Source organism: Actinomyces sp. oral taxon 897 (assembly GCF_002999235.1).
GTDB lineage: Bacteria > Actinomycetota > Actinomycetes > Actinomycetales > Actinomycetaceae > Actinomyces.
Genome location: NZ_CP027236.1, coordinates 344988 through 371491, shown reverse-complemented (window position 1 = coordinate 371491; position 26504 = coordinate 344988). Strand labels below are relative to the sequence as shown.

Annotated in this window: 23 protein-coding genes; 10 read left to right on the top strand and 13 right to left on the bottom strand. The window is 72.6% G+C overall.

The window, feature by feature from the left end:
• The first annotated feature begins 10 nt into the window (after window positions 1-10).
• Together C3V41_RS01525 and C3V41_RS01520 are read left to right on the top strand one after the other, a co-directional pair.
• Window positions 11-406 (top strand): hypothetical protein, encoded by a 396-nt coding sequence (locus tag C3V41_RS01525; RefSeq protein WP_217350945.1) that lies wholly within the window; start codon window positions 11-13, stop codon window positions 404-406.
• A gap of 31 nt (window positions 407-437) precedes the next feature.
• A complete protein-coding gene (locus tag C3V41_RS01520; protein ID WP_106108810.1) occupies window positions 438-662 on the top strand; it encodes a hypothetical protein in 225 nt (74 codons plus the stop codon).
• Window positions 663-739: 77 nt separating this feature from the next.
• Here C3V41_RS01520 and C3V41_RS01515 read toward each other — a convergent pair whose 3' ends face one another.
• A complete protein-coding gene (locus C3V41_RS01515) occupies window positions 740-997 on the bottom strand; it encodes a GlsB/YeaQ/YmgE family stress response membrane protein (protein ID WP_106108809.1) in 258 nt (85 codons plus the stop codon).
• A gap of 448 nt (window positions 998-1445) precedes the next feature.
• Between C3V41_RS01515 and mvk the strand changes: the two genes are divergently transcribed.
• Genes mvk through fni form a run of 4 tightly spaced genes read left to right on the top strand, consistent with a single transcriptional unit; the run spans window position 1446 to window position 5540 of the window.
• Window positions 1446-2405, top strand: coding sequence for a mevalonate kinase (mvk, locus tag C3V41_RS01510; RefSeq protein WP_106108808.1), 960 nt, complete (start codon window positions 1446-1448; stop codon window positions 2403-2405).
• On the top strand, window positions 2402-3385 hold the full coding sequence (gene mvaD, locus C3V41_RS01505) for a diphosphomevalonate decarboxylase (RefSeq protein WP_106108807.1): 984 nt from the start codon (window positions 2402-2404) through the stop codon (window positions 3383-3385). Before mvk ends, mvaD begins: the two co-directional genes overlap by 4 nt.
• Window positions 3382-4464: a phosphomevalonate kinase gene (locus C3V41_RS01500; protein WP_106108806.1), complete on the top strand. Its 1083-nt coding sequence runs from the start codon at window positions 3382-3384 to the stop codon at window positions 4462-4464. Before mvaD ends, C3V41_RS01500 begins: the two co-directional genes overlap by 4 nt.
• Window positions 4461-5540: a type 2 isopentenyl-diphosphate Delta-isomerase gene (gene fni / locus C3V41_RS01495; RefSeq protein WP_106108805.1), complete on the top strand. Its 1080-nt coding sequence runs from the start codon at window positions 4461-4463 to the stop codon at window positions 5538-5540. Before C3V41_RS01500 ends, fni begins: the two co-directional genes overlap by 4 nt.
• 99 nt (window positions 5541-5639) lie before the next feature.
• On the opposite strand, the gene C3V41_RS01490 is transcribed toward fni, so the two are convergent.
• The 5 genes from C3V41_RS01490 to C3V41_RS01470 form a co-directional block, all read right to left on the bottom strand.
• On the bottom strand, window positions 5640-7010 hold the full coding sequence (locus tag C3V41_RS01490; protein WP_106108804.1) for a tripartite tricarboxylate transporter permease: 1371 nt from the start codon (window positions 7008-7010) through the stop codon (window positions 5640-5642).
• Complete coding sequence (locus C3V41_RS01485; protein WP_106108803.1) at window positions 7007-7315, bottom strand: hypothetical protein; 309 nt, start codon at window positions 7313-7315, stop codon at window positions 7007-7009. Before C3V41_RS01485 ends, C3V41_RS01490 begins: the two co-directional genes overlap by 4 nt.
• 249 nt (window positions 7316-7564) lie before the next feature.
• On the bottom strand, window positions 7565-8521 hold the full coding sequence (locus tag C3V41_RS01480; protein WP_254423638.1) for a GNAT family N-acetyltransferase: 957 nt from the start codon (window positions 8519-8521) through the stop codon (window positions 7565-7567).
• A 62-nt stretch (window positions 8522-8583) separates the two neighbouring features.
• Window positions 8584-9762: a flavodoxin-dependent (E)-4-hydroxy-3-methylbut-2-enyl-diphosphate synthase gene (ispG, locus tag C3V41_RS01475; protein ID WP_106108802.1), complete on the bottom strand. Its 1179-nt coding sequence runs from the start codon at window positions 9760-9762 to the stop codon at window positions 8584-8586.
• A gap of 17 nt (window positions 9763-9779) precedes the next feature.
• Window positions 9780-10214 (bottom strand): hypothetical protein, encoded by a 435-nt coding sequence (locus tag C3V41_RS01470; RefSeq protein WP_129591448.1) that lies wholly within the window; start codon window positions 10212-10214, stop codon window positions 9780-9782.
• 360 nt (window positions 10215-10574) lie between these two features.
• Here C3V41_RS01470 and C3V41_RS01465 point away from each other — a divergent pair, with 360 nt between their 5' ends.
• Window positions 10575-12941, top strand: a complete 2367-nt coding sequence (locus C3V41_RS01465) for a glycogen/starch/alpha-glucan phosphorylase (protein ID WP_106108800.1) — start codon at window positions 10575-10577, stop codon at window positions 12939-12941.
• A 216-nt stretch (window positions 12942-13157) separates the two neighbouring features.
• Here C3V41_RS01465 and C3V41_RS01460 read toward each other — a convergent pair whose 3' ends face one another.
• From C3V41_RS01460 to C3V41_RS01450, 3 genes are all read right to left on the bottom strand, one after another.
• On the bottom strand, window positions 13158-14093 hold the full coding sequence (locus tag C3V41_RS01460) for a tetratricopeptide repeat protein (protein ID WP_106108799.1): 936 nt from the start codon (window positions 14091-14093) through the stop codon (window positions 13158-13160).
• 118 nt (window positions 14094-14211) lie between these two features.
• The gene (locus C3V41_RS01455; protein WP_106108798.1) at window positions 14212-15219 is read right to left on the bottom strand and encodes a twin-arginine translocation signal domain-containing protein; all 1008 of its coding nucleotides are present in this window, start codon (window positions 15217-15219) and stop codon (window positions 14212-14214) included.
• The gene (locus C3V41_RS01450) at window positions 15216-16754 is read right to left on the bottom strand and encodes a hypothetical protein (protein ID WP_129591447.1); all 1539 of its coding nucleotides are present in this window, start codon (window positions 16752-16754) and stop codon (window positions 15216-15218) included. Before C3V41_RS01450 ends, C3V41_RS01455 begins: the two co-directional genes overlap by 4 nt.
• A 252-nt stretch (window positions 16755-17006) precedes the next feature.
• On the opposite strand from C3V41_RS01450, the gene C3V41_RS01445 reads away from it, so the two are divergent.
• The gene (locus tag C3V41_RS01445; RefSeq protein WP_106108796.1) at window positions 17007-18473 is read left to right on the top strand and encodes a DivIVA domain-containing protein; all 1467 of its coding nucleotides are present in this window, start codon (window positions 17007-17009) and stop codon (window positions 18471-18473) included.
• 59 nt (window positions 18474-18532) lie between these two features.
• Here the strand turns inward: C3V41_RS01445 and C3V41_RS01440 are convergent, their stop codons facing one another.
• The 3 genes from C3V41_RS01440 to C3V41_RS01430 all read right to left on the bottom strand — a co-directional run bounded on the left by C3V41_RS01440 (window position 18533) and on the right by C3V41_RS01430 (window position 20435).
• Complete coding sequence (locus tag C3V41_RS01440) at window positions 18533-18898, bottom strand: GntR family transcriptional regulator (RefSeq protein ID WP_106108795.1); 366 nt, start codon at window positions 18896-18898, stop codon at window positions 18533-18535.
• Between the two features lie 141 nt (window positions 18899-19039).
• Window positions 19040-19330 (bottom strand): hypothetical protein, encoded by a 291-nt coding sequence (locus C3V41_RS01435; protein WP_106108794.1) that lies wholly within the window; start codon window positions 19328-19330, stop codon window positions 19040-19042.
• A 118-nt stretch (window positions 19331-19448) separates the two neighbouring features.
• On the bottom strand, window positions 19449-20435 hold the full coding sequence (locus C3V41_RS01430) for a malate dehydrogenase (protein WP_106108793.1): 987 nt from the start codon (window positions 20433-20435) through the stop codon (window positions 19449-19451).
• Between the two features lie 245 nt (window positions 20436-20680).
• On the opposite strand from C3V41_RS01430, the gene C3V41_RS01425 reads away from it, so the two are divergent.
• Window positions 20681-22603 (top strand): ABC transporter ATP-binding protein/permease, encoded by a 1923-nt coding sequence (locus tag C3V41_RS01425; RefSeq protein ID WP_106108792.1) that lies wholly within the window; start codon window positions 20681-20683, stop codon window positions 22601-22603.
• 1 nt (window position 22604) lies between these two features.
• On the top strand, window positions 22605-24437 hold the full coding sequence (gene cydC / locus C3V41_RS01420) for a thiol reductant ABC exporter subunit CydC (RefSeq protein WP_106108791.1): 1833 nt from the start codon (window positions 22605-22607) through the stop codon (window positions 24435-24437).
• A gap of 601 nt (window positions 24438-25038) precedes the next feature.
• Here cydC and C3V41_RS01415 read toward each other — a convergent pair.
• Window positions 25039-26358 carry a dicarboxylate/amino acid:cation symporter gene (locus C3V41_RS01415; RefSeq protein ID WP_106108790.1) on the bottom strand — a complete coding sequence of 440 codons (1320 nt, stop codon included), beginning with the start codon at window positions 26356-26358 and terminating at the stop codon, window positions 25039-25041.
• Window positions 26359-26504: the final 146 nt, after the last annotated feature.

Sequence of the window (26504 nt, the reverse complement as noted above, 5' to 3'; positions counted from 1 at the left end):
GAGACGAGAGATGTCAAGAAAACAGGCCGCCGTCCTGGGCATCGTGGCCCTCCTCCTGACCGGCTGCGCCCCTGCCCGAGACCCCGCGGCGCAGACCGGGAACGAGACGTACGGGCCCCAGGTCATGGTCCCCCGTGACGACCTGGTCTCCCCCATGGTGCCCGTACGCTGGAAGTCCTGGCGCGCCGTGGACGACACCACCATCGAGATCACCTACTTTGCCGGGCCCGCCTCCTGCCAGGGCGTGCACGCCCTGGTGGAGCAGACACCCCAGGCTGTCACCATCACCCTGAGCACCGGCGCCTTGCCGGGATCCGGCGACTGCATGGCGGTCGCCCTGAGCACGATCACAACCATCACCCTCAACGAGCCCCTGGCCAGTCGCCAGGTCATCCAGGGCCTCTGAGCACCACGGACACCTCAGAGTAGGAATAGAAATGCAGGACGACTCACGGCTGCCCCTGGCGGTCACGACGCTGCTGGTCATGGTGGCGGCCCTGGTCGTCGCCCTCCTCGTACTCCGCTGGCACGATATCCCGGTGGTATCGCCCTCGGAGGAGACGGAGATCGCCTACCACACGGTTCCCAGCGAGGACCCGTCGTACTGGACCGAGGACCGAATGCGTTCGGCGAAGCCGGCGCCAATGCCGACGGAACCGTGACGAGCGGGGCTGGCGTCATCCTGTCGCGCGGGCTCGGCCGCGCCGCAGGCCGCCTGCGCCCGTTGCAGGCGCCCCTGCTACCTGCGGCCGGTGGCGCCGAGGTAGACGGAGATCGCGGCCATGGCCGCGAGGACGGACAGGATCCAGCGGATCCAGTCAATGCCGGGGGTTGAGGCGACGCCGAGCAGCCCTGACACCCAGCCGCCGACGAAGGCCCCCACGCACCCCAGCGCAATGGTCCACACGACCGAGATGTCCTGCTTGCCCCTCATGAACAGGCGGGCCAGGGCGCCAATGAGGCCCCCGAAGACGATCATCCCAATGAGCTCACCCATGCTGTCCTCTTCCTCCGGAACACGGATACGGCGTCCGCACGGCGGATCCGCGCGGGGCGCCGACGGCTGGTCTCGCCCGCCACCATACCCGCAGCCCGACGGCCTCCCGGCAACCGGCGCCCCCTGCAACCGCCGCACCGAGACGTCGCGCCGCTCCCGCCAGCGGCGCGCCACTCGCCAGCCGCGCGACGGCGCCAGCCTCAGGGCACCCGCACCGGGGCACCCCGGGCAGGTGACGCCCACTACTTGTGGGCGGGCAAACGGGACTGATACGCTCGGCCCCGCTCTGGCGTGGAACCGTAAGGGCCTCAGGAGCTCCGCTCCGATAAGGGCGCCTTGAGGACACGACGGGGCCACGGCACCAGCGCCACCCGGCCCGCGGTGCAGCACGCGTCCCTACCCGGCCCGGCCTCCCCGCACCCCTGGGCCACAGGCAAGGAATAAAGACATGGAACCCCACTCCCCCGCCCGTGAGGGACACGGCCGGACCTGGGCCAAGGCCATCCTCCTGGGCGAGCACTCCGTGGTCTACGGCCACCCCGCCGTCGCCGTGCCCCTGCATGACCTGCGGATGCGGGCCACGGCCACCCCCGTGCCCGGCCCCTCACAGCTGCACAGCCTGGGCTACCACGGGCCCATGGACGCCAGCGGCCCCCGGTTCGCCTGTGTCGTGCGCGCCTTCGAGGCGGCCCGCGAGTTCTCCGGGTGCCTGGGGCAGTCCTTTGAGGTCACCACCCACAGCGACTTCCCCCACGAGCGCGGGCTGGGGTCCTCGGCGGCCGCCGCGGGCGCCGTCATCCGCGCGGTCCTGGACGCCTGCGGGCGTCAGGCCTCCCGCGAGGAGCTGTTCGCGCTCACGCAGACGGCCGAGAAGGTCGCCCACGGCCGGCCCTCGGGGCTGGACGCGGCGGCCACCTGCTCCCCCGCCCCCATACGCTTCCAGGGCGGGCAGATGCACCAGCTCAGCCAGCACATCGACCACGCCTACCTGCTCATCGCCGACTCCGGCGTCCACGGCTCCACCCGCCAGGCCGTGGGCGGCCTGCGCCGGCGCTACGAGCAGGACCCCCAGGGCATCGGCCCTCTCATCGCCAGCCTGGGCGCGCTGGCGCACACGGGGATCACGGCCATGGACCGGGGTGACGCCCCCGCCCTGGGGGCGGCCATGGACCAGGCGCACGACGTGCTCGCCGAGCTCGGCCTGAGCCTGCCGGTCCTGGACCACCTCACCGGTGCCGCCCGCGCCGCCGGGGCGCTGGGCGCCAAGCTCACCGGAGGGGGCCTGGGCGGCTGCGTCATCGCCCTGGCCGGCGACCAGGACGCCGAGCGCGTCCGCTCCGCCCTGGGGCACGCCGGTGCGCCCGCCACCTGGGCCTACCGGATGCGCACCAGCGAGGTGGCCGCGTGACGCCCACCGCCACCGCCAGCGCGAACGCCAATATCGCCCTGATCAAGTACTGGGGCAAGGCGGACGAGTCGCTGCGGATCCCCACCACCTCCAGCCTGTCCCTGACCCTGGACGCCACCCGGACCACCACCACGGTCTCCTTTGACGGCGGGGCGGACGGGGCGGACGCGGTGAGCGTGGACGGCGCCCGCCTGGCCGGGACGGCGCTGGGGCGGGTGACCCGCTTCCTGGACCTGGTGCGGGCCCGCTCGGGCGTCACGGCGCCCGCCACCGTGACCTCCACCAGCACGGTGCCGCTGGCGGCCGGCCTGGCCAGCTCCGCGGCGGGGTTCGCCGCCCTGGCCGCGGCCGCCTCCCGGGCGGCGGGCATGGACCTTGACGACCGCGCCCTGTCCCGGCTGGCCCGACGCGGCTCCGGCTCGGCGGCGCGCTCGGTCTTCGGCCCCCTGGTGCTGTGGAACGCGGGCACCGACGACGCCACCTCCTACGCCGAGCCCGTCACCTGCCGGACGGACCTGGCCATGGTCGTGCTCGTGCTCTGCGCGGGGCACAAGCCCGTCCCCAGCACGGTGGCCATGCGCCGCACCGTGGACACCTCACCGCTCTACCCCGCCTGGGTGGAGGCCAGTGGCCGGGACCTGGGCGCCGCGCTGGAGGCGGTGCGCGACGGCGACCTGGAGGGCCTGGGCCAGGTGGTCGAGGCCAACGCCCTGGGCATGCACGCCACCATGATCGCCGCGCGCCCCGCCGTCGTGTACTGGCTGCCGCGCACCCTCCAGGCGCTCCAGGCCGTCCGCGACCTGCGTGAGGCCGGCCTGCCCGCCTGGGCCACCATTGACGCCGGCCCCAACGTGAAGGTCCTCACCCGGGGCAGCAGCGCCGAGCAGGTGGCCGCTGCCCTGAGGGAGCGCCTGACCGACGCGGACGTGTGGGTCAGGTACCCGGGAGGGGGCGTGCGCGTGGAGGGGGCCCGCCCGTGATCCGCCGGAGCGCGCCCGGCAAGCTCTACATCGCCGGGGAGTACGCCGTCGTCGAGCCCGGGCACCAGGCGCTGCTGGTGGCGGTGGACCGTTTCATCACGGTGCGCGTCACCCCCGCCGAGCACACCGGGCGCATTACCTCCGCCCTGTACGAGACCCGCTACCTGACCTGGTACCGCAGCCCCGACGGCACGGTGGTGGTCGAGCGGCAGTCCAACGACTACGTGGTCTCGGCGATCCGCCACGTGGAGCAGGTGGTGCGCGAGGGCGGCGGGGAGCTGCGCTTCTTCGACCTGGACGTGCACAGCGAGCTGGCCGAGCCCGACGGGCGCAAGCTCGGTCTGGGGTCCTCCGCGGCGGTGACCGTGGCCACGGTGCGTGCCGTGGCCGGGTTCTACGACCTGCCCCTGGACGACCTGGCCGTCTACAAGCTGGCCGTGCTGGCCAGCGAGGCCGTGCAGCCCGTCGGGTCGGGGGGCGACATCGCGGCCAGCGCCTTCACCGGGTGGGTCAGCTACACCTCCCCCGACCGCCGGTGGCTGCACGAGGTACGTGAGCGCACCAGCGTGGGCGACCTGGTGCGCTCCCCCTGGCCGCACCTGCTCATCCGCCGCCTGGACCCGCCGAGGCCCTCCCTGCGCGTGGGCTGGACCGGCACCCCCGCCTCCACCCCCCAGCTGGTGGCCGGCGTCCGGGCCCGTGCCCGCGGCGGGGCCGACGACGCCGCCTACAGCGCGTTCCTGCGTGACTCCGAGAGCTGCCTGGACGCCCTGGTGAGGGCCCTGGAGGAGGACGACCCCCGGCAGGTCAGGCAGCAGATCGGGCGCAGCCGCCGCCTCCTGACCCGCCTGGGCGCCACCAGCGGGATCGCCATTGAGACCCCCCGGCTGCGGCGTCTGGTGGAGGTCGCCCAGGAGCACGGGGCCGCGGCCAAGAGCTCCGGCGCCGGGGGCGGGGACTGCGGTATCGCCCTGTGCCTGCCGGGTACGGACATACCCGGCATGTGCTCGGCCTGGGAGGCGGCCGGCATCCGGCCCCTGGACCTGTCGGTCTACTCACGCCCCGAGGACGCACCGTGAGCCGGCCCACCAGGTGGGAGCACGCCAGCCGCAAGGACGAGCACCTGGAGCTGGCCCTGCGCCTGCACCGGACGGACCGCCCCAACGCCTTTGACGACGTGTCCTTCGTCCACCACGCCCTGCCCGCGGCCAGCGCCCGGGAGGTCGACGTCAGCACGAGCGTGTGCGGCTCCCCCTGGCCGGTCCCCTTCTACGTCAACGCCATGACCGGGGGCACCCCGGCCACGGCCCGGGTCAACGCCGACCTGGCCCGGGGGGCCGCCGCGGCCGGCGTGGCGATCGCCTGCGGCTCCCAGCACGTGGCCTTAAGGGATCCGGGGTGCGCCGACGGCTTCGAGGTCATCCGGCGCGAGGCCCCGCACGCCTTCGTCCTGGCCAACGTGGGCCCCACGGTCAGCCCGGAGCAGGCGGTGCGCGCCGTGGAGATGATCGGGGCCGACGCCCTGCAGGTCCACCTCAACGCGGCCCAGGAGCTGGTCATGCCCGAGGGCGACCGGGACCTGCGCCACTGGTCCCGGGGCGTGGCCGACATCGCCGCGGCCGTGGACGTGCCGGTGGTGGTCAAGGAGGTGGGGTTCGGGCTCTCCCGGCGCACCGTGGAGACCCTGGCGGGGTGCGGCGTGGACGCGGTGGACGTGGCCGGCGCCGGGGGTACGGACTTCATCGCCATTGAGAACGCCCGGCGTCCCGACCAGGACTACTCCTACCTGAGCGGCTGGGGGCAGCCGACGGCGCTGTGCCTCCTGGAGGTGCTCGGTGGCGAGGATCCGAGGCTGCCGGTGCTGGCCTCGGGGGGCGTGCGCACCCCCCTGGACGTGGTGCGCTGTCTGGCCCTGGGCGCCTGCGCCGTGGGCGTCTCAGGGCACTTCCTGCGCACCCTGTCCGGCCGCGGCGCCCACGGGCTGGAGCAGGAGCTGAGGACGTGGACCGAGCACGTGCGCACCCTCATGACCCTGCTGGGGGCGTCCGACGTCAGGGCCCTGCGCCGCACGGACGTGCTGGTCACGGGCCGCACCGCCGAGCAGGCGCGCCTGCTGGGGGCGGACCTGGACCGCCTCGCCCGCCGCTCGGGCTAGGGGCCCGCACAAGCAACGGGGACGTACCTTGAGCGCCGGGGACGTACCTTTAAGGTACGTCCCCGGCGCTCAAGGTACGTCGCCGGAAGTGGTCAGGGATCAGGCCAGGGAGGCCAGCGCCTTGACTATGCCGGGGGCGGCGTAGAGCGTCATGAACTGCACGCCGTAGTTGACCCCCAGGCGGTTGAGCGCCCCGCACGCCACGCCGATGATCAGCACCCCGAAGACGTTGGGGATGCCCGCGTCAATGTAGGCCAGCAGCATAATGAACGCCGTGAACAGGGCGAGCACCGCCTCGTGCGGGACGCGCCGGGTCACGAAGTAGGTGATCTGGGAGGACCAGCGCACCGCGATGACGTAGGTGATGACCACGGCGATGAGCGCGCCCAGGGCCACCGCCCCGATAAAACCGGGCATGTGCAGCTGGTAGTGCAGGTTGTTGTGCCCCTCCAGGTCGTAGACGGGCGGCGCCTCGAACAGCGGCATCGCGGGCCCGGCGGACACGCCCGAGACGGGGAAGCCCAGCGCGACCAGCGGGATAATGACGCCAGCCAGGTAGGTCGAGTGCGTCAGGGCGCTCATGACGGTCACGGCGCGCTGGGAGCGGCGCACCGGGTCGTCCTTCATGCGTGCCACCGAGGCCTCCCCCAGCAGGAAGGTCAGGCCCACGGGACTGAGCATGAACAGGGGCGTGGAGAGCGCCGCCATGGCGGTGCTCCACCAGCCCTCGGAGCGGGTGACCAGGTTGCCGGGCATGAGCGCCTGGGAGCGGAAGCCGGAGCGCAGGAGCGCCGTCCTGGTGCGGTCCCCGTGCGGAAGGGCCTCACGGCGCCTGGGGTTGAGCAGCTCGAGCAGGGTGACGAGCATGGGGCCCACCGTGATCCCCAGGAAGAAGGAGATACTCACCTTCTTGTCAGCGGGGATAATGTGGGTCGCGTGGTAGAGGGCGGGCAGGGCCTCGAACATGAGCGCCATGGGGACGATCGCCACCAGCGCCAGGATCCGGTTCCTCCCGAGCAGCGCCAGGAGCACCGCGCAGGCCGCGAGGATAAGAGGGGCCTGGGCCTTAATGGGCTCGGCGAAGCGTGCGATCAGGCCCGCCAGGGCGAAGCTCAGGGGGATGGAGACCAGGGTCCCGATGGCGGAGCCGACCGCCATCTTCCTAATGGTGTCCGAGGCCAGTCCCCGGTTGCGCAGGAGCACGGAGTGCTCCATCAGCGGCGCCGACATTACGCCACCGGGCAGCCCCACCAGAGCCGTGGGTATGCCGTTCATGAGGTTGAGCGTGACGACCGCCGAGACAAAGAAGGAGAGCACCACCTGCGGCGGGGCCCCGGAGAGCACCAGGGCCAGGGTGACGGGGGCGAGGACGCTGGTCTCGTCGGTACCGGGGATAAAGCCGATAAAGGTGTACAGGGCGACGGCGCCGAGAACGGCCGCCAGCATGAGGAGGACGAGGTCGACGCTCACCTGGCACCGTCCTCGCCTGCGCCCTGACCGGCGTCGTCACCGGTATCGGGCACCTCGTCGACAATAGTGACCTCACGCTTGGGGGCCACGAGGAAGCAGTTCACGGTGAATCCGACGACCGACGCCCCCAGCCCCCAGAAAAGCGGCTGCCCGCCGACCCTGGAGGAGATGAGCACCGCGGCGACGGTACAGGCGGCCGCGACCAGCAGGCAGATGACAAGGTCTCTGGGTGAGACGAGGTCGTTCCAGACCTCAATATTATGACGCCCCGTGTCATTGGAGGCGGATTCAGGGATATCGCGCACGTCGGGTGATGCTATGCGAGTTCCCCCGAGGGTGCCACGTGCTGTGCGCCACTGGCGGGTAGGGGACCCGCCCCGGTGCCCGGGCCAGGGCGTGCCGGGACCTTATAAGCGCGCCTAGGCCAGGGGTGAGGTCGATGACGGTGGTGGGCCCGGTGGAGCACGGGCGCGCCTAGGCCAGGGCCCCGGAGGGCCTGCGGCCTGGACGCCGTCTCCACCCCCGGGCCAGACCCCGGAGGGCGCGTGGGGGCCTTACAGCAGGATCGTGGCGAAGGTGCCGTGCCGGGTGAACCCCAGGGACCGGTACAGCCCCAGGGCCGGGGCGTTGAAGTCGTTGGCGTACAGGCTCACCACCCCGTCAGGCCCCACGTGGTCGGCGCGCACCGCGTCCACCACCGCCGCCAGGGCCACCGTCCCGATACCCCGCCCACGCAGGTCCGGCCGGGTCCACACCCCGGTGAGCTGGGCCACGGCCCCGGAGGGCGAGCGCCACAGGCTGCCCACGTCGGCCTTGAAGGCCACCGCGGCAGGACCCCCGGGGGCCGCGGGGCCGCCCTGGCCGTCGTCGAGCAGGACGTAGCCGCGTCCGCTGCCCACGAGCCAGGAGATGTGCCGGGCGAAGGCACGGCCCGAGCAGGCCGGGTCGTAGCCGACCTCCTCGCGGAACATGGCGGCGGCGGCGGGCTGGACCAGGGCGTCCTCAGCCGGGACCGCGGCCCGGGTCCCCGCCCCGACCCACCCCAGGTGGGGCCGACGCCGCAGCTGGGCGGCCAGGAGCCCCTCGGCGGCACGGGGCGCCAGGAGGAGCGGCTGGTTCCAGCGGGCCTCACGGGCCGTCAGGCCCGCCTCGGACAGCGGCCCCCAGACGGCCTCGACGTCCCTCCGCGGGCCGGAGACCGCACCCCGCCGCACCATGCGGCCCCGGGCGTGCTCAGCCAGGGCCCGTACGTCCTGCGGGTCGGCGCCGGCGTGCCCGAGGCCGGGGCGGGGGGCCAGGCCGTAGACCATGAGGGAGCCGGTGGCCCACGCCCCGGCGGTGGGGGCGTCCAGGGTGCCGGTCACCACGACGTCCCCCCGGCCCCACCTCTCCCAGCGGGTGAGCTGGTGGGCCAGGGAGACCCCCTCGACGGGGTCGAGGGCGCACAGACGCACCAGGCCCTCACGCCGGTCGGGCGGGACGGCGGTAATGCGGCGGTTGCGTCGGAGCACGGGGGCGGTCCTAGGCGCCGGGAGGGGACGTGGGCTCCCGCCCCCGTCGGCCACCGTCGGCCTCAGACGGGCACGACCTGCGGACGGGTGCCCTCCAGGGCCTCCTCGCCGAGCTCGTCCCTCATCTGGTCGGCCATCTCCCGGGCGTGCCGCAGGAGGGTCTCGACCACCTGGCTCTCCGGGACGGTCTCCACCACCTTGCCCGCCACGAAGATCTGGCCCTTGCCGTTGCCCGAGGCGCAGCCCAGGTCGGCCTCCCGGGCCTCACCGGGGCCGTTGACGACGCACCCCATGACGGCCACGCGCAGGGGGGCGGTAATGTCCTTGAGCCCGTCCTCGACGGACTCCGCCAGGGTCCACACGTCCACCTGGGCGCGCCCGCACGAGGGGCAGGAGACGATCTCCAGCTTGCGCTCGCGCAGGCCCATGAACTCCAGGAGCTTGGTGCCGACCTTGACCTCCTCCACCGGCGGGGCGGACAGGGACACGCGGATGGTGTCGCCGATCCCCTCGGCCAGGAGGGTGCCGAAGGCCGCCGCGGACTTGATGGTGCCCTGGAAGGCGGGGCCGGCCTCGGTGACCCCCAGGTGCAGGGGCCAGTCGCCCTTCTCGCTCAGGAGCCGGTAGGCCTGGACCATGGTGACCACGTCGTGGTGCTTGACAGAGATCTTGAAGTCGTGGAAGTCGTTCTCCTCGAACAGGCCGGCCTCCCAGGTGGCGGACTCCACCAGGGCCTCGGGGGTGGCCTTGCCGTACTTCTTGAGCAGGCGCCGGTCCAGGGAGCCGGCGTTGACGCCAATGCGCAGGGAGACCCCGTGGTCGGAGGCGGCCTTGCAGATGGCGGCGACCTGGTCGTCGAACTTGCGGATATTGCCGGGGTTGACGCGCACCGCCCCGCAGCCGGCCTTAATGGCGGCGAAGACGTACTTGGGGTTGAAGTGGATGTCAGCGATCACCGGGATGCGCGACTGCTTGGCAATGACCGGCAGGGCGGCGGCGTCCTTGTCCGTGGGGCAGGCCACGCGCACAATGTCGCAGCCGGCGGCGGTGAGCTCGGCGATCTGCTGGAGGGTGGAGCCGATGTCGTGGGTCTTGGTGGTGGTCATGGACTGAACGGAGACGGGAGCCCCGCCCCCTACGGCCACGTCGCCGACCTGGATGCGACGGGTGGGCCGGCGTTCTCCGAGGACGGGGCGGACTTCACGGACGGCAGGGATACCAAGGGAGATCGTGTCAGTCACGCCGCCCAGTATGGCACCTACCCCCGGGCGTCTCGCGGCGGGAGACGCCCGGGGGCTGTGGTGTGGCTCCCGTGGCGGACCGCCAGGACCAGCCCGGTGACGGCCGCCACCAGGCACCCCGCCAGGCAGACGGCGCTGAGGACGAGGGCGGCAAAGGCGATGCCGTCGCTCACGGAGGCGCTCAGCCCGGCCCGGCCCAGGACCGAGGGGGTCGCGCTGGCGTCGGAGGCGTCGGGCATGGCCAGGCACAGGACGAAGAAGGAGACGACGTAGACCAGGTAGAAGGCGCCGGTGACCGCCCCCATGGCGTCGCAGCCCACCCGGCGGGCCCGGGCCCAGGTCAGGACGAGGACGAGCCCGTGGGCGCACAGCAGGAAGGGGAGCATGTAGAACAGCGCGAACAGGGTCATCCACCCCCCGGAGCCCAGGAGCATGCGCCCAAAGGAAGGCATGAGCGGCCAGATAACCAGCAGCGGGATCTGGCAGTGGTAGCAGGAGCGGAGTCAGCCAGGCACGGGTCGGGAGGCGGGCCCGGCCGGATCCGGGCGGGCGGATACAGGCAGACTCATGGCCCCACTCTACAGGTGGGCGTCCTTAGGGCAGGGGCCGGCGCACCCGCCCCCACCAGGAGCCAGCTGGCCGCTGTCGGCATGCGGGCCCCGAGAACAGCCGGTACGCTGAGGAACGGCTCGCAGGAGTGCGCGTCTGGGCCCCGCAGCCCATGCCTGTGCCCTCCTGGTGACGCACGTTGTTTCAGCCGTTGCTCAGTTCCTTGGCAACCGGCCACCGCATAACCGACAAGGGAAGCAAGTATGACGCAGAACCTGGTGACGACCGTCCCCTCCGCGGTGCGATCCGTCTCTGGTCACCCCGCCGAGGCCTCGACCCAGATGGAGGTCTGGCAGGGCCTGTCCGCCGCCGTCGTGGACGCCATCGCGGACAACTGGTACACCACCGACCAGCGCTACCGCGCTGGCCGCATGGAGCACTACTTCTCCGCCGAGTTCCTCATGGGACGTGCCCTGCTCAACAACCTCACCAACCTGGGCCTGGTCCGGCAGGCCCAGGAGGCCGTGGGCGCCTTCGGTCAGAACCTCTCCGAGATCCTGGAGCAGGAGCCCGACGCCGCCCTGGGCAACGGGGGCCTGGGACGCCTGGCCGCCTGTTTCCTGGACTCCTGCGCCACCCTGGACCTGCCGGTGGCCGGCTACGGCATCCTGTACCGCTACGGGCTGTTCAAGCAGCTCTTCTCCGACGGCTTCCAGACCGAGCACCCCGACCCCTGGATGGAGGAGGGCTACCCCTTTGTCATCCGTCGTGAGGAGGCCCAGCGCATTGTCACCTACAACGACCTGACCGTGCGCGCCATCCCCTACGACATGCCCATTACCGGCTACGGCACCAGGAACGTGAACACGCTGCGCCTGTGGCGGGCGGAGTCGATGGAGGAGTTCGACTACGACGCCTTCAACTCCCAGCGCTTCACCGACGCCATTGTGGAGCGTGAGCGCACCGCCGACATCTCCCGCGTCCTGTACCCCAACGACACCACCTACGAGGGCAAGGTCCTGCGGGTGCGCCAGCAGTACTTCTTCTGCTCCGCCTCCCTGCAGGAGATCGTGGAGAACTACGTGACCCACCACGGGGACGACCTGAGCGGGTTCGCCGACTTCAACTCCGTCCAGCTCAACGACACCCACCCGGTCCTGGCCATCCCCGAGCTCATGCGCCTGCTCATGGACGAGCACCACCTGAGCTGGGACGCCGCCTGGGACGTGGTGAGCCACACCTTCGCCTACACCAACCACACGGTGCTGGCCGAGGCCCTGGAGACCTGGGAGATCTCCATCTTCGAGCGCCTCTTCCCGCGCATCCTGGAGATCGTCTACGAGATCGACCGCCGCTTCCGTGCCGAGCTCGCCGGACGCGGCGTGGACCAGGGCACCATCGACTACATCGCCCCGGTCTCCGGCGGCAAGGTCCACATGGCGTGGATCGCCTGCTACGCCTCCTACTCCATCAACGGCGTGGCCGCCCTCCACACCGAGATCCTCAAGCGCGAGACCCTGGCCCCCTGGCACGCCATCTGGCCCGAGCGCTTCAACAACAAGACCAACGGCGTCACCCCGCGCCGCTGGCTGCGCCAGTGCAACCCGCGCCTGTCCGCCCTGCTGGACGAGGTCACCGGCTCGGACGCCTGGGTCAAGGACCTGTCCGTCCTGGGCGACTACACCGACGCCGCCACCGACGCCGTCCTGGACCGCCTGGCCGAGGTCAAGCACGCCAACAAGGTGGACTTCGCCGCCTGGGTCAGGACGCGCGAGGGGGTCGAGATCGACCCCGACGCCATCTTCGACGTCCAGATCAAGCGCCTCCACGAGTACAAGCGCCAGCTGCTCAACGCGATCTACATCCTGGACCTCTACTTCCGCATGAAGCAGGACCCCTCCCTGGTGGTCCCGCCGCGGGTCTTCATCTTCGGCGCCAAGGCCGCCTCCGGGTACATCCGCGCCAAGGGCGTCATTAAGCTCATTAACGCTATTGCCAAGCTGGTCAACAACGACCCGGTGGTCTCCCGCACCCTCAAGGTCGTCTTCGTCCACAACTACAACGTCTCGTCGGCCGAGCACATTATCCCGGCCGCCGACGTCTCCGAGCAGATCTCCACGGCCGGCAAGGAGGCGTCGGGCACCTCCAATATGAAGTTCATGATGAACGGCGCCCTGACCCTGGGCACGCTCGACGGCGCCAACGTGGAGATCCTCGACGCCGTCGGGGCGGACAACGCCTACATCTTCGGCGCCACCGAGGAGGAGCTGCCCGCCCTGCGGGCGAGCTACAACCCGGTGTGGCACTACGAGAACGTGCCCGGCCTCAAGCGGGCCCTGGACGCCCTGACCGACGGCACCCTGGACGACAACGGCTCGGGCTGGTTCGCCGACCTGCGCCGCAGCCTCCTGGAGCCCTCCTACGAGCCCGCCGACGTCTACTACGTCCTGGGCGACTTCAGCGCCTACCGCGAGACCAAGGACGCCATGGCCGCCGACTACGCCGACACCCGCGCCTGGCAGCGCCGAGTCTGGGTGAACATCACCCGCTCGGGACGCTTCTCCTCGGACCGCACCATTAGCGACTACGCCCGCGAGGTCTGGAGGATCGACCCCGAGCCGATCGCCTGACGAGCCGACTACCGGACACCTGGGGCCCTGCCCGGGGCCCGGCGCCCCTGCCAGTGTGACGGGGGCGCCGGGCCCTAGTGAGGTGCCGGACCCAGCACCCGTGAGCCCCGGTCGCGAGAACGGTACTTATTCGCCGCGAGAACGGTACTTGTTCGTCGTGAGAACGGTACTTATTGCCCGTGAGAACGGGCCCGGCACCCGTGAGACCCGAGAGCCTCAGTACAGCATGGTGGCGAGCTGGCGCCGGGCCCGGGCCACCCGGGGACTGGTGGTGCCGACCAGGGCGAAGATCTCCAGCAGCCGCAGGCGGGCCCGCTCACGCTCGTCACCCTGGTGGGAGCGCACCGCCTCCAGGGCACGTCCCAGGGCCGCGTCAACGTCCCCCAGGGCCAGGGCGGCGTCGGCCCCGGCCAGGGCCGCCTCCACGTCGGCGGGGTCGGCGTCGGCAGCCGCCAGGAGGGCGTGGGGGTCCTGGCCGTCCAGGCGGGCCATGAGTCGTACCTGGTCGCGGGCGACCTGCAGGGACTCGTTGGTGGGGTCCTGGGCGATGGCGTGCCTGTAGACCTCCTCGGCGGCGGCGTAGTCACCCCGCTCCACGGCCTCACGCGCCTGACGCTCCACCTCGGTCTCCTCCGGCTCCCGGGCCGCCTCGGCGTCCCCGTCCAGGGCCAGGTGGCCGTTGACGCCGTGGGAGGCCGCGACCTGGAGGACCCGGTCGAGCAGCCCGCGCAGCTGGGTCTCCTCAACCGTCCCCTGGAAGACAGGCAGGGGCTGGCCCGACACGAGGGCCAGGGCGCAGGGCACGGCGGTGGCCTGGAGGGCCTGGGCCACCTCCGGTGCGACGTCCACGTCCACCAGCCCCAGCTCAAAGCGGCCCGCGTAGTCCTGGACCAGACGCTCCGCGAGCGCGGCCACCTTCGTGGAGGGCTCCGAGCGCCGGGTGTAGAGCACCAGGACGACCGGGACCTGGGTAGAGACCTCGGCCACGTCCCGCAGGTTCCCCGCCGTGACGTCCACGACCAGGGGCGCGGGGACGCCCCCGTCCGGGGGCCGGTGGGAGGCGGCAGGTGCCGCGGAGGGGGCGTCCGGGGCCCCGGACGCACCTGCCTTGGGAGCGAGGGTGGACAGGTCAACGGCACCGAACATGCTCATAGGTCTTCTCTCTGCGGTGGTTTGTCAGGGGTTGCGCACGCCGCCCGGGCGCGCCGGGTAGGCGGGCGCGGGCGGCCGGACAGCCGGGTGGCCGGACGCTCCGGGCGGCCGGGCGCGCTCAGCCCGGCGAGGTGGAGTCGTCACGGGTCGCCGCGGCCAGGACCAGGTCGCCGCCCAGGGCCGACGCCGTCTTCCCGGAGCCCTGGGCCGGGACCGAGAAGGCGATCATGACGTCGGTGGTGATGGTGACCGAGCCGCGTACGGCGGGGTCGCCCAGGAGGCTGGCGGCGGAGCCGGCCACATTGAGCGTCCCGCCCGCCACCGTCCGGCTGTAGACGGTGTTGAAGCTGAGCGTGGTCACCACGATCGCCCCGCCGTCAGTGGTGCGCACGCCCCGGAAGCCGTCGGTGCCCGCGCTCGCGGTGACCGTGATGCTGCCTGCCGCGGTGACGTCCACGGCCCGGTCGGCCGCCACACGCTGGCGCACGGGGTCGTCGGTGAAGGCCTTGCCGTTGGCGCCGTTGGGGTCGTTGAGCGCGTCCACGTAGGAGGCCAGGACCTCAGCGGGGGTGGCGACCAGCCCGGTGGAGTCGGCGTCGATCTGCTCGCTCCCCTTGAGGGCCGTGGCGGTCGCGGGCACCTTGGCCCCGGCGAACAGGCGGATCCAGGCCCACATCCTCATATTGTCGCGGGCTGTGCCCTGGTCGAGGACGTAGAGGTAGGGCACCCCGATGGAGGGGTCCTTCTCCGTGATCGTCATGGCGGTGCGGGGGAAGTCCTTGGTCAGGCCCACCGCGCCGGCCTGGGTGGTGTCGGGCAGGACGTGGACCAGGGAGTCGTCGCCCACCGCGGTGGCGACCGCGTACTCCTTCTGGCGGACCCGCTCGGCCGGGCCGGTGAGGTAGCCGGCCAGGGCGTTGGCGTCCTTGGAGGCGTCGGCCTGCTTAATGCCCTGGTGGATCCGGGTCAGGGCCTCGGTGAGGCGGTCGGAGTCCAGCACCGGCAGGGGCGTGGAGGTGCCGGTGGCGGTGGGCACGCTAGGGACGTCCTGGGAGCAGGCGGCCAGCGTGGTGGCCAGCGCTGCCGCTCCCGCGCCTGCGAGGAAGGACCGGCGGGACGTCATCATGCGTTCTCCTCGTCGTGACGACGGCCCCGCGGCTGGGTGTCCCAGGGCCTGGTGCTGGCCTCCCCGTTACCGGACGGCGAGTCCGCCACGGGGTGGAAGGTAGCCGTCTCCTGGCCCGCGTCCTGGGCAGGGGGCTGGGCCCCGTAGCCCTCCTGGGGCTCGTAGCCGCCGTAGGTGACGGCGTCGTCCACGGGGTGGAAGGTAGCCGTCTCCTGGCCCGCGTCCTGGGCAGGGGGCTGGGCCCCGTAGCCCTCCTGGGGCTCGTAGCCGCCGTAGGTGACGGCGTCGTCCACGGGGTGGAAGGTAGCCGTCTCCTGGCCCGCGTCCTGGGCAGGGGGCTGGGCCCCGTAGCCCTCCTGGGGCTCGTAGCCGCCGTAGGTGACGGCGTCGTCCACGGGGTGGAAGGTAGCCGTCTCCTGGCCCGCGTCCTGGGCGGGAGGCTGGGCCCCGTAGCCCTCCTGGGGCTCGTAGTCACCGTAGGCCGCGGTGTCGGCAGCGGCGTCGGAGGCGACCGCCTCGTCGGCCTGCGGGATGGTCGGCACCTCCTGGCCGCCGACGTAGACCTTCCTGGTGCGCGGATCCATCCACTCCTCGCCCGCGGCCTCCGCACGCGCCTTCTCCCTGAGCTCCCGGCGGGTCAGGGCGCGGTTGGGGTCGTCCACCCGGGGCAGGGCGGCCGTGCTCACCCCGTCGGCGGCGGCAATGCGGGCGGCCCGCTCGGCGGCCCGGGCCCGCCGCCGGGCCTCGGCGTGACGGGTCTGGACGTCGACGAGGAACCCGAAGACACCCAGGAGGATGAGCAGGGCGCCCACCACCAGGCCCGGGATGAGCCACGGGGTCGAGACGTTGCGCGGCCAGGACAGGGCCACCTTCGGGGCGGCGGAGGAGCCGTCGGTGGACACCAGCGCCACGAGGTCGGAGTCGGTGGCGTCCAGGCTCAGGGTGGTCTGGCCGGTGTCGGAGGCACTGGTCACCCACAGGTCCGAGCCGGTGGGGTCGGCGCCGGAGTTGCGCAGCGTCGTACAGCCGTTCTCGTCAACGGCCGGTGGCTGGGCGGTGGCGGTACCCGACGCCGTGGCGTCCGCCCCTGGCGTGGCGGAGGGGCTGGGGGTGGCGGACGGGGCTGCCGTCTGCCCGGCGGTGGCCCCCTCGGTGGCCTCAGGAGCGGGTGTGGCACTGGTCTCAGGGGTCTCGCAGCGCTGGGTGACCTCCGTGGAGGTCAGGGCGGTCCAGTCGCTCAGGCCGGTCACCGACAGGTAGGGGTCCTGGGCGAGCCAGGCCTGCACGTCGGCCGAGTGGCCGATGACGATGCTGGCCTTCTCGTCGGGGTTGACCGCGGTGGCGGTGATGGTCACGTCGGAGTCCACCAGGCCCAGGACCCCGGGCTGGGTGACGACGTAGTGGAGCTCGGTCGTACCTGGCAGGGTGGCCTGCGCCGTGGAGCTCGGACGCCACACTGTGGCAGAGCAGACGGCCAGCGCCACCACCAGCAGTCCGAGAACGGCGGTCAGCGCGGTCATGAGACGTCGGTTCACGACGTGGATCTCCTAGCGTTGCGGGCATCGACGGCACCGGACGGGGCGATCGCCTCCTGCCGCGGGTACCGCGCCCCAGGATCCCACGCCGTTCCCCGGCGGTGCAGCCACCTCGGGCAAGATCACACCTGCCTGCGCCCTCAGCGGACGCCCCCGACCCGGCGTGTCCCCGATCGTGGCTACCCCCGGGCAGCGGACACCGATACCCTTGGAGCGAACAGGACGGACGAGCCTGACCGGGAGGAGACCAGAGTGGTTGAGGATCACACGGAGTTCGCCATCGCGATGCGCGGCTACGACCGTACGCAGGTGGACCAGAAGCTGGAGAAACTAAACCGCCAACTCAACGACGCACGTCGTGAGGTAGCGAGCCTGGACCAGCGGGCCATGATGCTCGCCGGGGAGCTGGCTGAGGCCCAGAAGCGTCTGCGGGAGGCCGACAAGCCCTCCTACGCGGGCCTGGGCTCCCGCATTGAGCAGCTCCTGCGCAGCGCCGAGGAGCAGAGCGCCTCGATCGTGTCCAAGGCGAACGCTGAGGCCGACGCGATCCTGACCCGGACGCGCACCAACGCCCAGCGACTGAGCGAGCGCTCGGGATCGGAGGCGGCGACCCTCGTGGCCGACGCCCGTCGCGAGGCCGCCGAGCTGACCGCCCGCACCCAGGCCGAGGCCTCGACCACCCTGGCCAACGCCGAGGCGCGCAGCAAGGAGATGGTCTCCACGGCCGAGCGCAAGGCCGCCGAGGTCACCGGCGACGCCGACGCGGCCGCCACCGAGATGCGTTCCACCGCCGAGCGCGAGGCCGCCCTGGTGCTGACCCAGGCCAAGAAGCAGGCCGCCGAGCTGGTGGTCTCCGCCGAGCAGGAGGCCGCGGCCACGCGGGACGCGGCCGTGACCGAGGCCGAGGAGCTGCGCCGCTCCAGCACCTCCCAGGCCGAGTCCGTCCGCTCCACCGCCCAGCAGGAGGCCGACACCACCCTGGAGCGGGCCCGTACGGAGGCGGAGACCCTCCTGTCGGAGGCGCGTCGTGAGGCGGAGACCCTGCGACGCTCGGCCTCCCAGGAGGCCGCCGCCGCCCGGGCCGAGGCCGCCGAGCTGCGCCAGCAGACGACCCTGGAGGTCGCGGCCGCCCACGAGGCCGCCGCCCGTGAGGACGCCGAGGCCCACGAGGCCGCCCGGGCCCGTATCGCCGAGATGACCGAGCAGGCCCACGCCCAGGCCGCCGAGGCCGAGGCGCGCCTGGAGGAGGCGCTGGCCCGGGCCGAGCGGGTACGCAGCCGCACCGACGACGAGATCCGGGGGCGCCAGGAGGAGGCCACCGCCCAGGCGGAGCAGCTCCTGAGCCAGGCCCGGGCCGAGGCCGCCGAGATCGTGGAGGACGCCCGCAGCGACGCCGCGGCGCAGGTCGGTGCCGCCACCCGCCAGGTGGCTGAGCTGGAGCGCCAGCGCGACTCCGTGACCACCTACCTGGAGGAGATGCGCGGGGTGCTCGGTGGCGTCCTGCCGCAGGCACCCGCGTCCCGCAGCCAGCAGCAGAGCGAGACGGAGGAGCCGGCGTCCCCCGCCTCCGCGCCGTCCCCCGCCCCGGTGAGTGACAGCGAGACCGCCACGACCGAGATCGAGGTCGTCCCCGCCGCCACCTCCTCAGGGCCCAGGAAGTCCACCAGCCCCCGGAAGCCTGCGGGCGGCAAGAAGCCAGCTGGTGCCAGGGGCCGCTGAGCGGCCTGGCGCCCCGCCTCCCTAGTTCCCATCCCCGCGCCTGCGGGCAGCCCCACGAGCTACCCGGCCCAGGTCCTCTCCACGAGGGCCTGGGCCTCTTCCTTGCTCACGCCCAGGTTCCTCATCGTGGTCACGAACCGCAGCACCTCACGCTGGCGCACCGTGCCGGAGGTGTCCACGACAAAGGTCCCCTGGCGTCCCCGGCCTTCGACGACCCCCTCGGTCTCGAGCTCACGGTAGGCCTTGGCCACCGTGTTGACGGCGACGTCGAGGTCGGCGGCCAGGGCCCGGGTCGTGGGCAGCCGCTGCCCGGGCAGGAGCCTGCCCACCTCCACCTCGCGGCGGATCGCGGCGCAGATCTGGGCGAAGACGGGCTCAGGGGAGGAGGAGTCGAGTACCACACGAGGGCGGGTGGGGATGGGCATGGCCCCCAGTCTGTCGCATCCGGGCGCCGTCGTCACGGCCAGAAACGAATCCGGGTGACCTTCTCCGGCCCCCGGCCCCGCACCGGGAGGGCCCGGACCCCTGGTCCGCCGGGGTCGGCGGCACCCGGACCCGCGCGGGGCTCACCACAGACGGCGCTCCCAGCAGGAGGTGTGCCAGTGCCGACGCTCCTCCAGGCCCCGGTCCGCCCCGAAGAGGGACTCGTTGGACCAGGCCACCAGGTGCGGCGTGCCGGGCGGGATGGTGCGGTGGCAGCCAGGACAGGTGTAGGCCTTGTCCCCGCCACGCAGCCGGCGCACGGTGAAGTCGGCCCCGCCCGGGCCGGTCTGGGTGCGGGGCATGGAGGCCAGGCGCCCCATGTCCAGGGGGACGTGGCCCCGACCGTAGGGGCGCTTGGAGCTGCGACGTGCCATGGGCTGATCTCAGCACACCGGGCGCCTCCTGCCCAGCCACCTCACGGGGCGGGGCGGGAGACGCCCAGGTGCACGACGGCGTTACCGGGCGTCGTCTCATCGGCGCCCGGGGGCCGGGTCAGATGAGGCCCAGGCCGGCCACGGCCCGCTTCTCCTCCAGGAGCTCGGCGGCGGAGGCGTCAATGCGGGCGCGGGAGAAGGCGTCGACCTCCAGGCCCTGGACGATCTTCCACTCGCCGTTGTCCGAGGTGCAGGGGAAGGAGGAGACGACGCCCTCGGGGACGCCGTAGGAGCCGTCGGACATGACCGCGGCCGAGGTCCAGGCCCCGGAGGTGCCCAGGACCCAGTCGTGGACGTGGTCAATGGCGGCCGAGGCGGCCGAGGCGGCCGAGGACGCCCCGCGGGCGGCGATAATGGCGGCACCGCGCTTGGCCACCGTGGGGATGAAGTCGTCCTCCACCCAGGCGCGGTCGGCGAGGATCTCGGTAATCGGCTCGCCCTTGACGGTGGCCTGGGTCAGGTCGGGGTACTGGGTGGAGGAGTGGTTGCCCCAGATGGTGACCCTGTCCACGTCGCTGACGTGGACCCCGGCCCGGGCGGCCAGCTGGGCGAGGGCGCGGTTGTGGTCCAGGCGGGTCATGGCGGTGAAGCGGGAGGCCGGGACGTCGGGGGCGTGGGAGGCGGCGATGAGGGCGTTGGTGTTGGCGGGGTTGCCCACCACCAGGACCTTGATGTCGTCGGCGGCGCCGGCGGCCAGGGCCTCGCCCTGGGGGCCGAAGATACCGCCGTTGGCCGCCAGCAGGTCGCTGCGCTCCATGCCGGCCTTGCGGGGCATGGAGCCCACGAGGAAGGCGATGTTGGCGCCCTCGAACGCGGCCTTGGGGTCGTCGAAGATGTCCACGCTGCCCAGGGTCGGGAAGGCGGCGTCGAAGAGCTCCATGGCGGTGCCCTCGGCGGCCTTGACGGCCGGGGGGATCTCCAGCAGGCGCAGGTTGACACGCTGGTCCGCTCCGAGCAGGGCGCCGGAGGCGATACGGAACAGCAGCGCGTAGCCGATATTGCCGGCGGCACCGGTGACAGCGACATTGACGGGGGCGTTAGCCATCAAGGACTCCTTACAGGACGTTCGGTGTGGCCGCGCTGGGCGCAGCCCTACGGGGCAAGCCTATGCCGCTGGCAACGGCACCTCTACCAGCCCGCCTGCAGCCCACCTGGGCGCACACCGTTTGCTGACGAACGGTCAGTTCATTATGATCCCAAAGGAAGGTACTCCTAAGTCCTTGCCGCTCCTTCGTCCACCGACCGACCAGTATCGTGACCACGCCCCTCTACAACCGGCAAAGGACGCACATGACAGCCTCCAGCGACCCCCGGGACGCCGCCGCGCCCGCCCCCCTCCCCCGACGCCGGGGGACGCGCCCGCCCTCCGTCGCCACCCCGGCGGGGAGGCGCGCGGGCGTGACGGCCTTCACCATGACCGCCCTGGCCGCCCTGGCCGAGACCTGGGCGCTGGTGTGCCTGGGGCGTGCCGTGGGCGACCTCCTCACCCCCTCCTCCACCCACCTCGCGGGCCTGCTGGCCCAGGCCGGGGCGGCCGCCACCGCCTGCGCCCTCCTGCAGGCCGCCGTCCAGGCCACCGCCTGGAGCTCGGCGGCCACGCAGGAGGCAGCCCTGCGCCGCCGCGTCCTGGACCACCTCCTCGACCTGGGACCGGCCCACACCACCAGCCAGCGCACCGGGTCCACGGTCAGCCTGCTCACCGACGGCGCCGAGCGGGTGGCCCTGTACCGGCAGACCTTCCTGGCCCCCACCGTCGCGGCCGCCCTGGCCCCCGCCCTGTGCCTGGTCCTGCTGGGGGCCGCGGTCGACCCCGTACCGGCAGCGGTCCTGGGGGCCGCCGTCGTCCTGACCCCGCTACTCATCGGCCTGGCCCACAGCCGCCTGCGAGCCTCCTCCTCCGACTCCCGACGTGCCCGTATGCGCCTGGCCGCGGAGTACCTCGACGCCATCCAGGGGCTGACCACCCTGACCCTGGCCCGGGCGGCCCGCCGTACCCAGGAGGAGCTGCGCGCCCGCGGGGAGGAGAACCGTCGGGCTGTCATGGGCGTCCTGGCCGGCAACCAGCTCGTCATCCTCATCACCGACTCCCTGTTCTCCCTCTTCCTCATTACCGCCGCCGCCGGGCTCGCCGCCTGGCGGCTGACCTCGGGGGCCGTCGGGGTCGGGGACGCCCTGGCCGTCGTCCTGGTCTCCTACGTGCTCCTGGAGCCGCTTGACCACGTGGGCGCCTTCTTCTACGTGGGTATGGGCGGCCTGGCCAACCAGCGGGCTATCCGCCAGATCCTGGCCACCGACAGGCCCCTCGGCGCGCCCGACGCCCCGAGGGCCCCCGCGGACCCCGGGGCCGCCGTCCGCCTGGACGGTGTGCGGGCCTCCTGGGGGCCTGAGGGCCCCGACGTGCTCCACGGGGTCGACCTCAGGGTCCCCACGGGGCAGCACCTGGCCGTCATCGGCCCCTCGGGGTCGGGCAAGTCCACCCTCATGGCCCTGCTGTCAGGGGACCTCCTGCCCAGCGGCGGGACGGTGCGCGTGGCGGGCACCGCCTCCAGCGCGCGCACCCAGGACCAGGTCCGTGCCGCCAGCGCCCTGGTGGCCCAGACCACCTGGCTCTTCACGGGCACGATCGCCCACAACCTGCGCCTGGCGGCCCCGGGGGCCACCGAGGAGCAGATGTGGGCGGCCCTGGGCACCGTGGGCCTGGACGCGGAGGTACGGCGCATGCCCCGGGGCCTGGACACCGTGCTCGGCGAGCAGGGCCTGGGGCTGTCCGGGGGGCAGGCCCAGCGCCTGTCCCTGGCCCGGGCGATCCTGGCCGACCGCCCCCTGCTGCTCCTGGACGAGCCCACCAGCCAGGTGGACCTGGCCAGCGAGGCCGCCATCGTCGCCGCGATCCCCCGGGCTGCGGCGGGGCGGACCGTGGTGACCGTCTCCCACCGCGACGGCGCCCTGGTGGCCGCCGACCGCCTTATCGAGGTCCGGGACGGGCGGATCCTGGAGCGTACCGGGCCCCCCGCTCCCGCGCCCGCCAGCTCCTCTGGCTCCCCCGGCACCGCCCCGGCTGGGCCTACTCCACTCGGCGCTGCTCCGGCTGGCTCCCCCGGCACCGCCCCGGCTGGGCCCTCCGGCTCCCTCTCGGCCAGCTCCTCTGGCTCCTCCGCCCCGGGCCCGGCGCCTTTTGCGAACCCGGTCCCCGACCCCTCCCAGGAGGCCTGAGATGACCCGTAGCCCAGCCGCCCCCGTGTCCCGCCCGGTCCCGGACGGTCCCGCGACCACGGCGCCCGCCAGCCCCGCCCCGCCCCGACGGCGCGTCCTCATTGCCTGGATCCTCGACGTCACCCGCCCCGTCCTGCGCCCGCTGGCGGCCTCAGCCGCCTGCCGGGTCGCCGACCTCCTGGCGGGGGTGGGGCTGTTCAGCCTCGGCGCCGCCACCATTATGCGTCTGGGTGGGGACCTGGCGGCAGGACGCCCCACCCCCATGCCGTGGGGCACCTTGCTGGTCATGGCGCTGCTGGCCCTGGCCAAGGCGGTCCTGCGCTACGGCGAGCAGTTCCTGGGGCACCTGGTGGCCTTCAAGTCCCTGGAGCTCCTGCGCGCCGAGATCTTCCGCGCCCTGGTACCCCGGGCCCCGCGCGTCATGGCGACCTCCCGCTCCGGGGACCTCCTGGCCCGCGCCACCAAGGACGTGGACCGGATCGAGGTCTTCTTCGCCCACACCTTCGCCCCCGTGGTCAGCGCGGTCATTGTGCCCCTGGTCGTGGTGGGGGTCGTGGGGGCCGCGGTGTCCTGGACCCTGGCGGGCCTGGCCGCCCTGTTCCTCCTGGGATCCCTGCTCCTGGCGCCCCTGGCCGGGTGGCGCACCTCACTGTCCTCCTCACGGGACGTCACGGCGTGCCGTGCCCTGCTGACCCAGCACGTGACGGACTCCGTCCAGGGCATGGCCGAGGTGGTGGGGTACGGCCGCCGCTACGAGCGCCTGGAGGAGATGGGGCGGATCGACCGGGGCATTGTCCGCACCGGGGCGCCGGGGCGCCGGTGGATGAGCCTGCGTCGGGGGCTGACCCAGCTGCTCACCCTGGGCGGGCCGGTCGCGGTGGCGGCGTCAGGCACGAGCCTGGTGCGTGCCGGGAGCGTGTCCGCCCCGGCCCTGGCGGCCACAGTGGCCGCGCTGCTGCGCCTGACCGAGACCGTGCGCGGCATCGAGGAGCTCACCGGATCCCTCAACGCCTCCTTCGCGGCCGCCGAGCGGGTCCACGCCGTCGTCCACGCCCCCGTGGAGGTCCCCGACGGCACGGTGGAGCTGCCCCACGCCGTCGCCCACGAGGTGACCTGGGAGGACGTCTCCTACAGCTACCCCGGGGCCGCCACCCAGGCGGTCACGGCGGTCAGCGCCACCGCCCGGGCCGGGGCCTGGACCTGCCTGGTGGGGGCCTCGGGCTCGGGCAAGTCCACCCTGGCCCAGCTGCTCCTGCGCTTTGACGACCCCACCGCCGGGCGGGTGGAGGTGGACGGTCAGGACGTGCGCGAGCTGACCGGGGACTCCTTGCGCCGGGAGGTGGTGCTGGTCACCCAGCGGGCCCACCTCTTCCGCGCCTCCGTGGCCGACAACGTGCGCCTGGCGGCCCCGCAGGCCAGCGACGAGGAGGTCCGTCAGGCCTGCCGGGCCGCTGGCATCGAGGCTGACGTCCTGGCCATGCCGCAGGGCTACGACACCCTCGTCGGGGAGCGGGGGGCCTCCGTCTCCGGCGGCCAGCGCCAGCGCCTGGCCCTGGCCCGCGCCCTCCTGGCCCGTCCCAGCGTGCTGGTCCTGGACGAGTTCACCTCCCACCTGGACCCCGCCCTGGACGCGCAGGTACGCGCCAGCGTACGGGAGTGGACCCGCGGGTCCACCGTCATTGAGATCACCCACCGCCTGTCGGGGACCGAGCTCGCCGACCACGTGGTGGTCATGGACGACGGCCGGGTCCTGGAGGCCGGGACGGCGGAGGAGCTCGCCAGCCACGACGGCGCCTTCTCCCGGCTGCGCCGCCGGGAGCGGGTGAGCGCCTAGCAGCCCCTCCCCCACCCACCCCCACCGCGAGAACGGTACTTATTGCTCGTGAGAACGGGGGTGGTCACGCTCCTGCGGAGACACCCGCGCTCCGCCCCGCGTGGACACCTCCGCCGGGGGCTGTACCCCGGGGGCCTGGCCGGGAGCTCGTACCCGCGGGTCGCCCCGGGAGGTGTTGCACATTCATCCTGGGGGTGGCGGCCGGGCGCTGGCGTGATCCCAACGTTTTGTGCCTCCAGGCGAGGAACAGGACCAGGATGAATGTGCAACGCAGGCCCCGTTGCACATTCATCCTGGTTACCGGCCCCTGTACCAGCTACGGAATCCTCGTGATTCCGCCGTTTTATGATCGTCGATTGTAAAAAGAATGTGCAGGATCCCAGAGCCCAGGGGGGACCTGCGTCGCCCGGGGGCGGGCCGCCGGCGGGCGTCAGAGGATCCCAGAGCCCAGGGGGGCCTGCCCAAAGCTGTCGGCGGGTCGGTGACCCAGAGAGGCTGTCGGCGAGCTAGTGACCCAGGGAAACGGGATGTGCCGGCTCCCGGGACCCGGCGCACCCGGTCACCTGCGTCAGACTGGCCCGCCGCCGACCCCGCTCAGCGCTCAGCCGGAGGCCGAGGCCTGTAGCTCCTCGGGGCTGACGACGCCCTCCACCGAGACGCGGTCAAGGTAGGCCATGGCGTCAAAGGAGAGCTCACGGACGTTCTGCGGGTCGCCGTCGTCCCCGATCCTGCCGTGCGCCAGGCGGTCCACGACAATCGCGATGGCGCCGTCGCCGGTGACGTTGGTGGCCGTACCGAAGGAGTCCATGGCGACGTAGGTGGCGATCATGAGGGTCACCTGGTCGTTGTTGAAACCGAGCATACTGGCGAGCAGGCCGGTGGAGGCCATAATCGCGCCTCCGGGCACACCGGGGGCCGCCACCATGGTGATACCGAGCATAAAGACGAAGCCGACCCACTGGGTGGCGGAGACGCTCAGGCCCTGGGTCAGGGTGATCGCGAAGGCGAAGGCGAAGATCTTCGAGGTGGAGCCAGCCAGGTGGATGGTGGCGCACAGGGGGATGGTGAAGGAGGCGACGGCCTCGGAGACGCCGTTCTTCCTGGTCTGGGCCAGGGTGACCGGGATGGTGGCGGCCGAGGAGGAGGTCCCCAGGGCGGTGAGGTAGGCCGGGGCCATGGTCCCCAGGGCCGTGAACGGGTTGCGCCTGCCGACCAGCCCCGCGACGCAGTACTGGGTCAGGAGGATGACCACCTCCAGGGCCAGGACCACCAGGACGACGCGCAGCAGGGCCCGCATGACGCTCCAGGCCTCACCGGTGTAGGTGAGGTTGAGGAAGGTGCCGAAGATGTGTACGGGAAGCAGGGGGATGATAATGCGCTCGATCAGGCGGGTGATAATGGCGCGGAACTCGATAAGGCCCTTGCGCAGGACCCCGCGGGGCACCATGGACAGCCCGACGCCCAGCACGAATGACAGCAGCAGGGCGGTCATGACGGGCATGACGGCGGGCATCTCGACCGTGAAGTAGGTCTTCAGGGCGCTGCCGGGCTCGGTGACGTCGGACAGCGCGGTCCCCGCCAGGAGCCCGGGGAGGACCGCGGCGCACACCGCGTAGGTGAGGAACCCGGAGAAGAGGGTCGAGCCGTAGGCAATGGCGGTGGTAATACCGAGCCACCTGCCGGCACCGCGGCCCAGGTCGGCAATGGCGGGGGTCACCAGGCCGACGATAATCAGGGGGATCGCGAAGGAGAGGAACTGGCTGAAGACGTCGGAGAAGGTGGCGAAGACACGGCCGACCGCAACGGGGACAAGGTGGTGGCCTCCTACCCGCACGGATCCCAGGGCCAGGGCCAGGACAATAGCTACGAGCACCCACAGGAGTACCCCTCCCCTGCTCAGGACTTGACGGACGCGCGACATGGGAGCCTTTCGTGTGTTCATGAGGTCAAGGTCGTCTGCCTCACCGGCAGAGCATTCCACACCCTGCCGCGGGCGGGAGGCAGGGTATCGGATACTGGAACACCCTGCGCACCGCGCCGGAGGCGGCCTCTGAGACGCCGGACCCG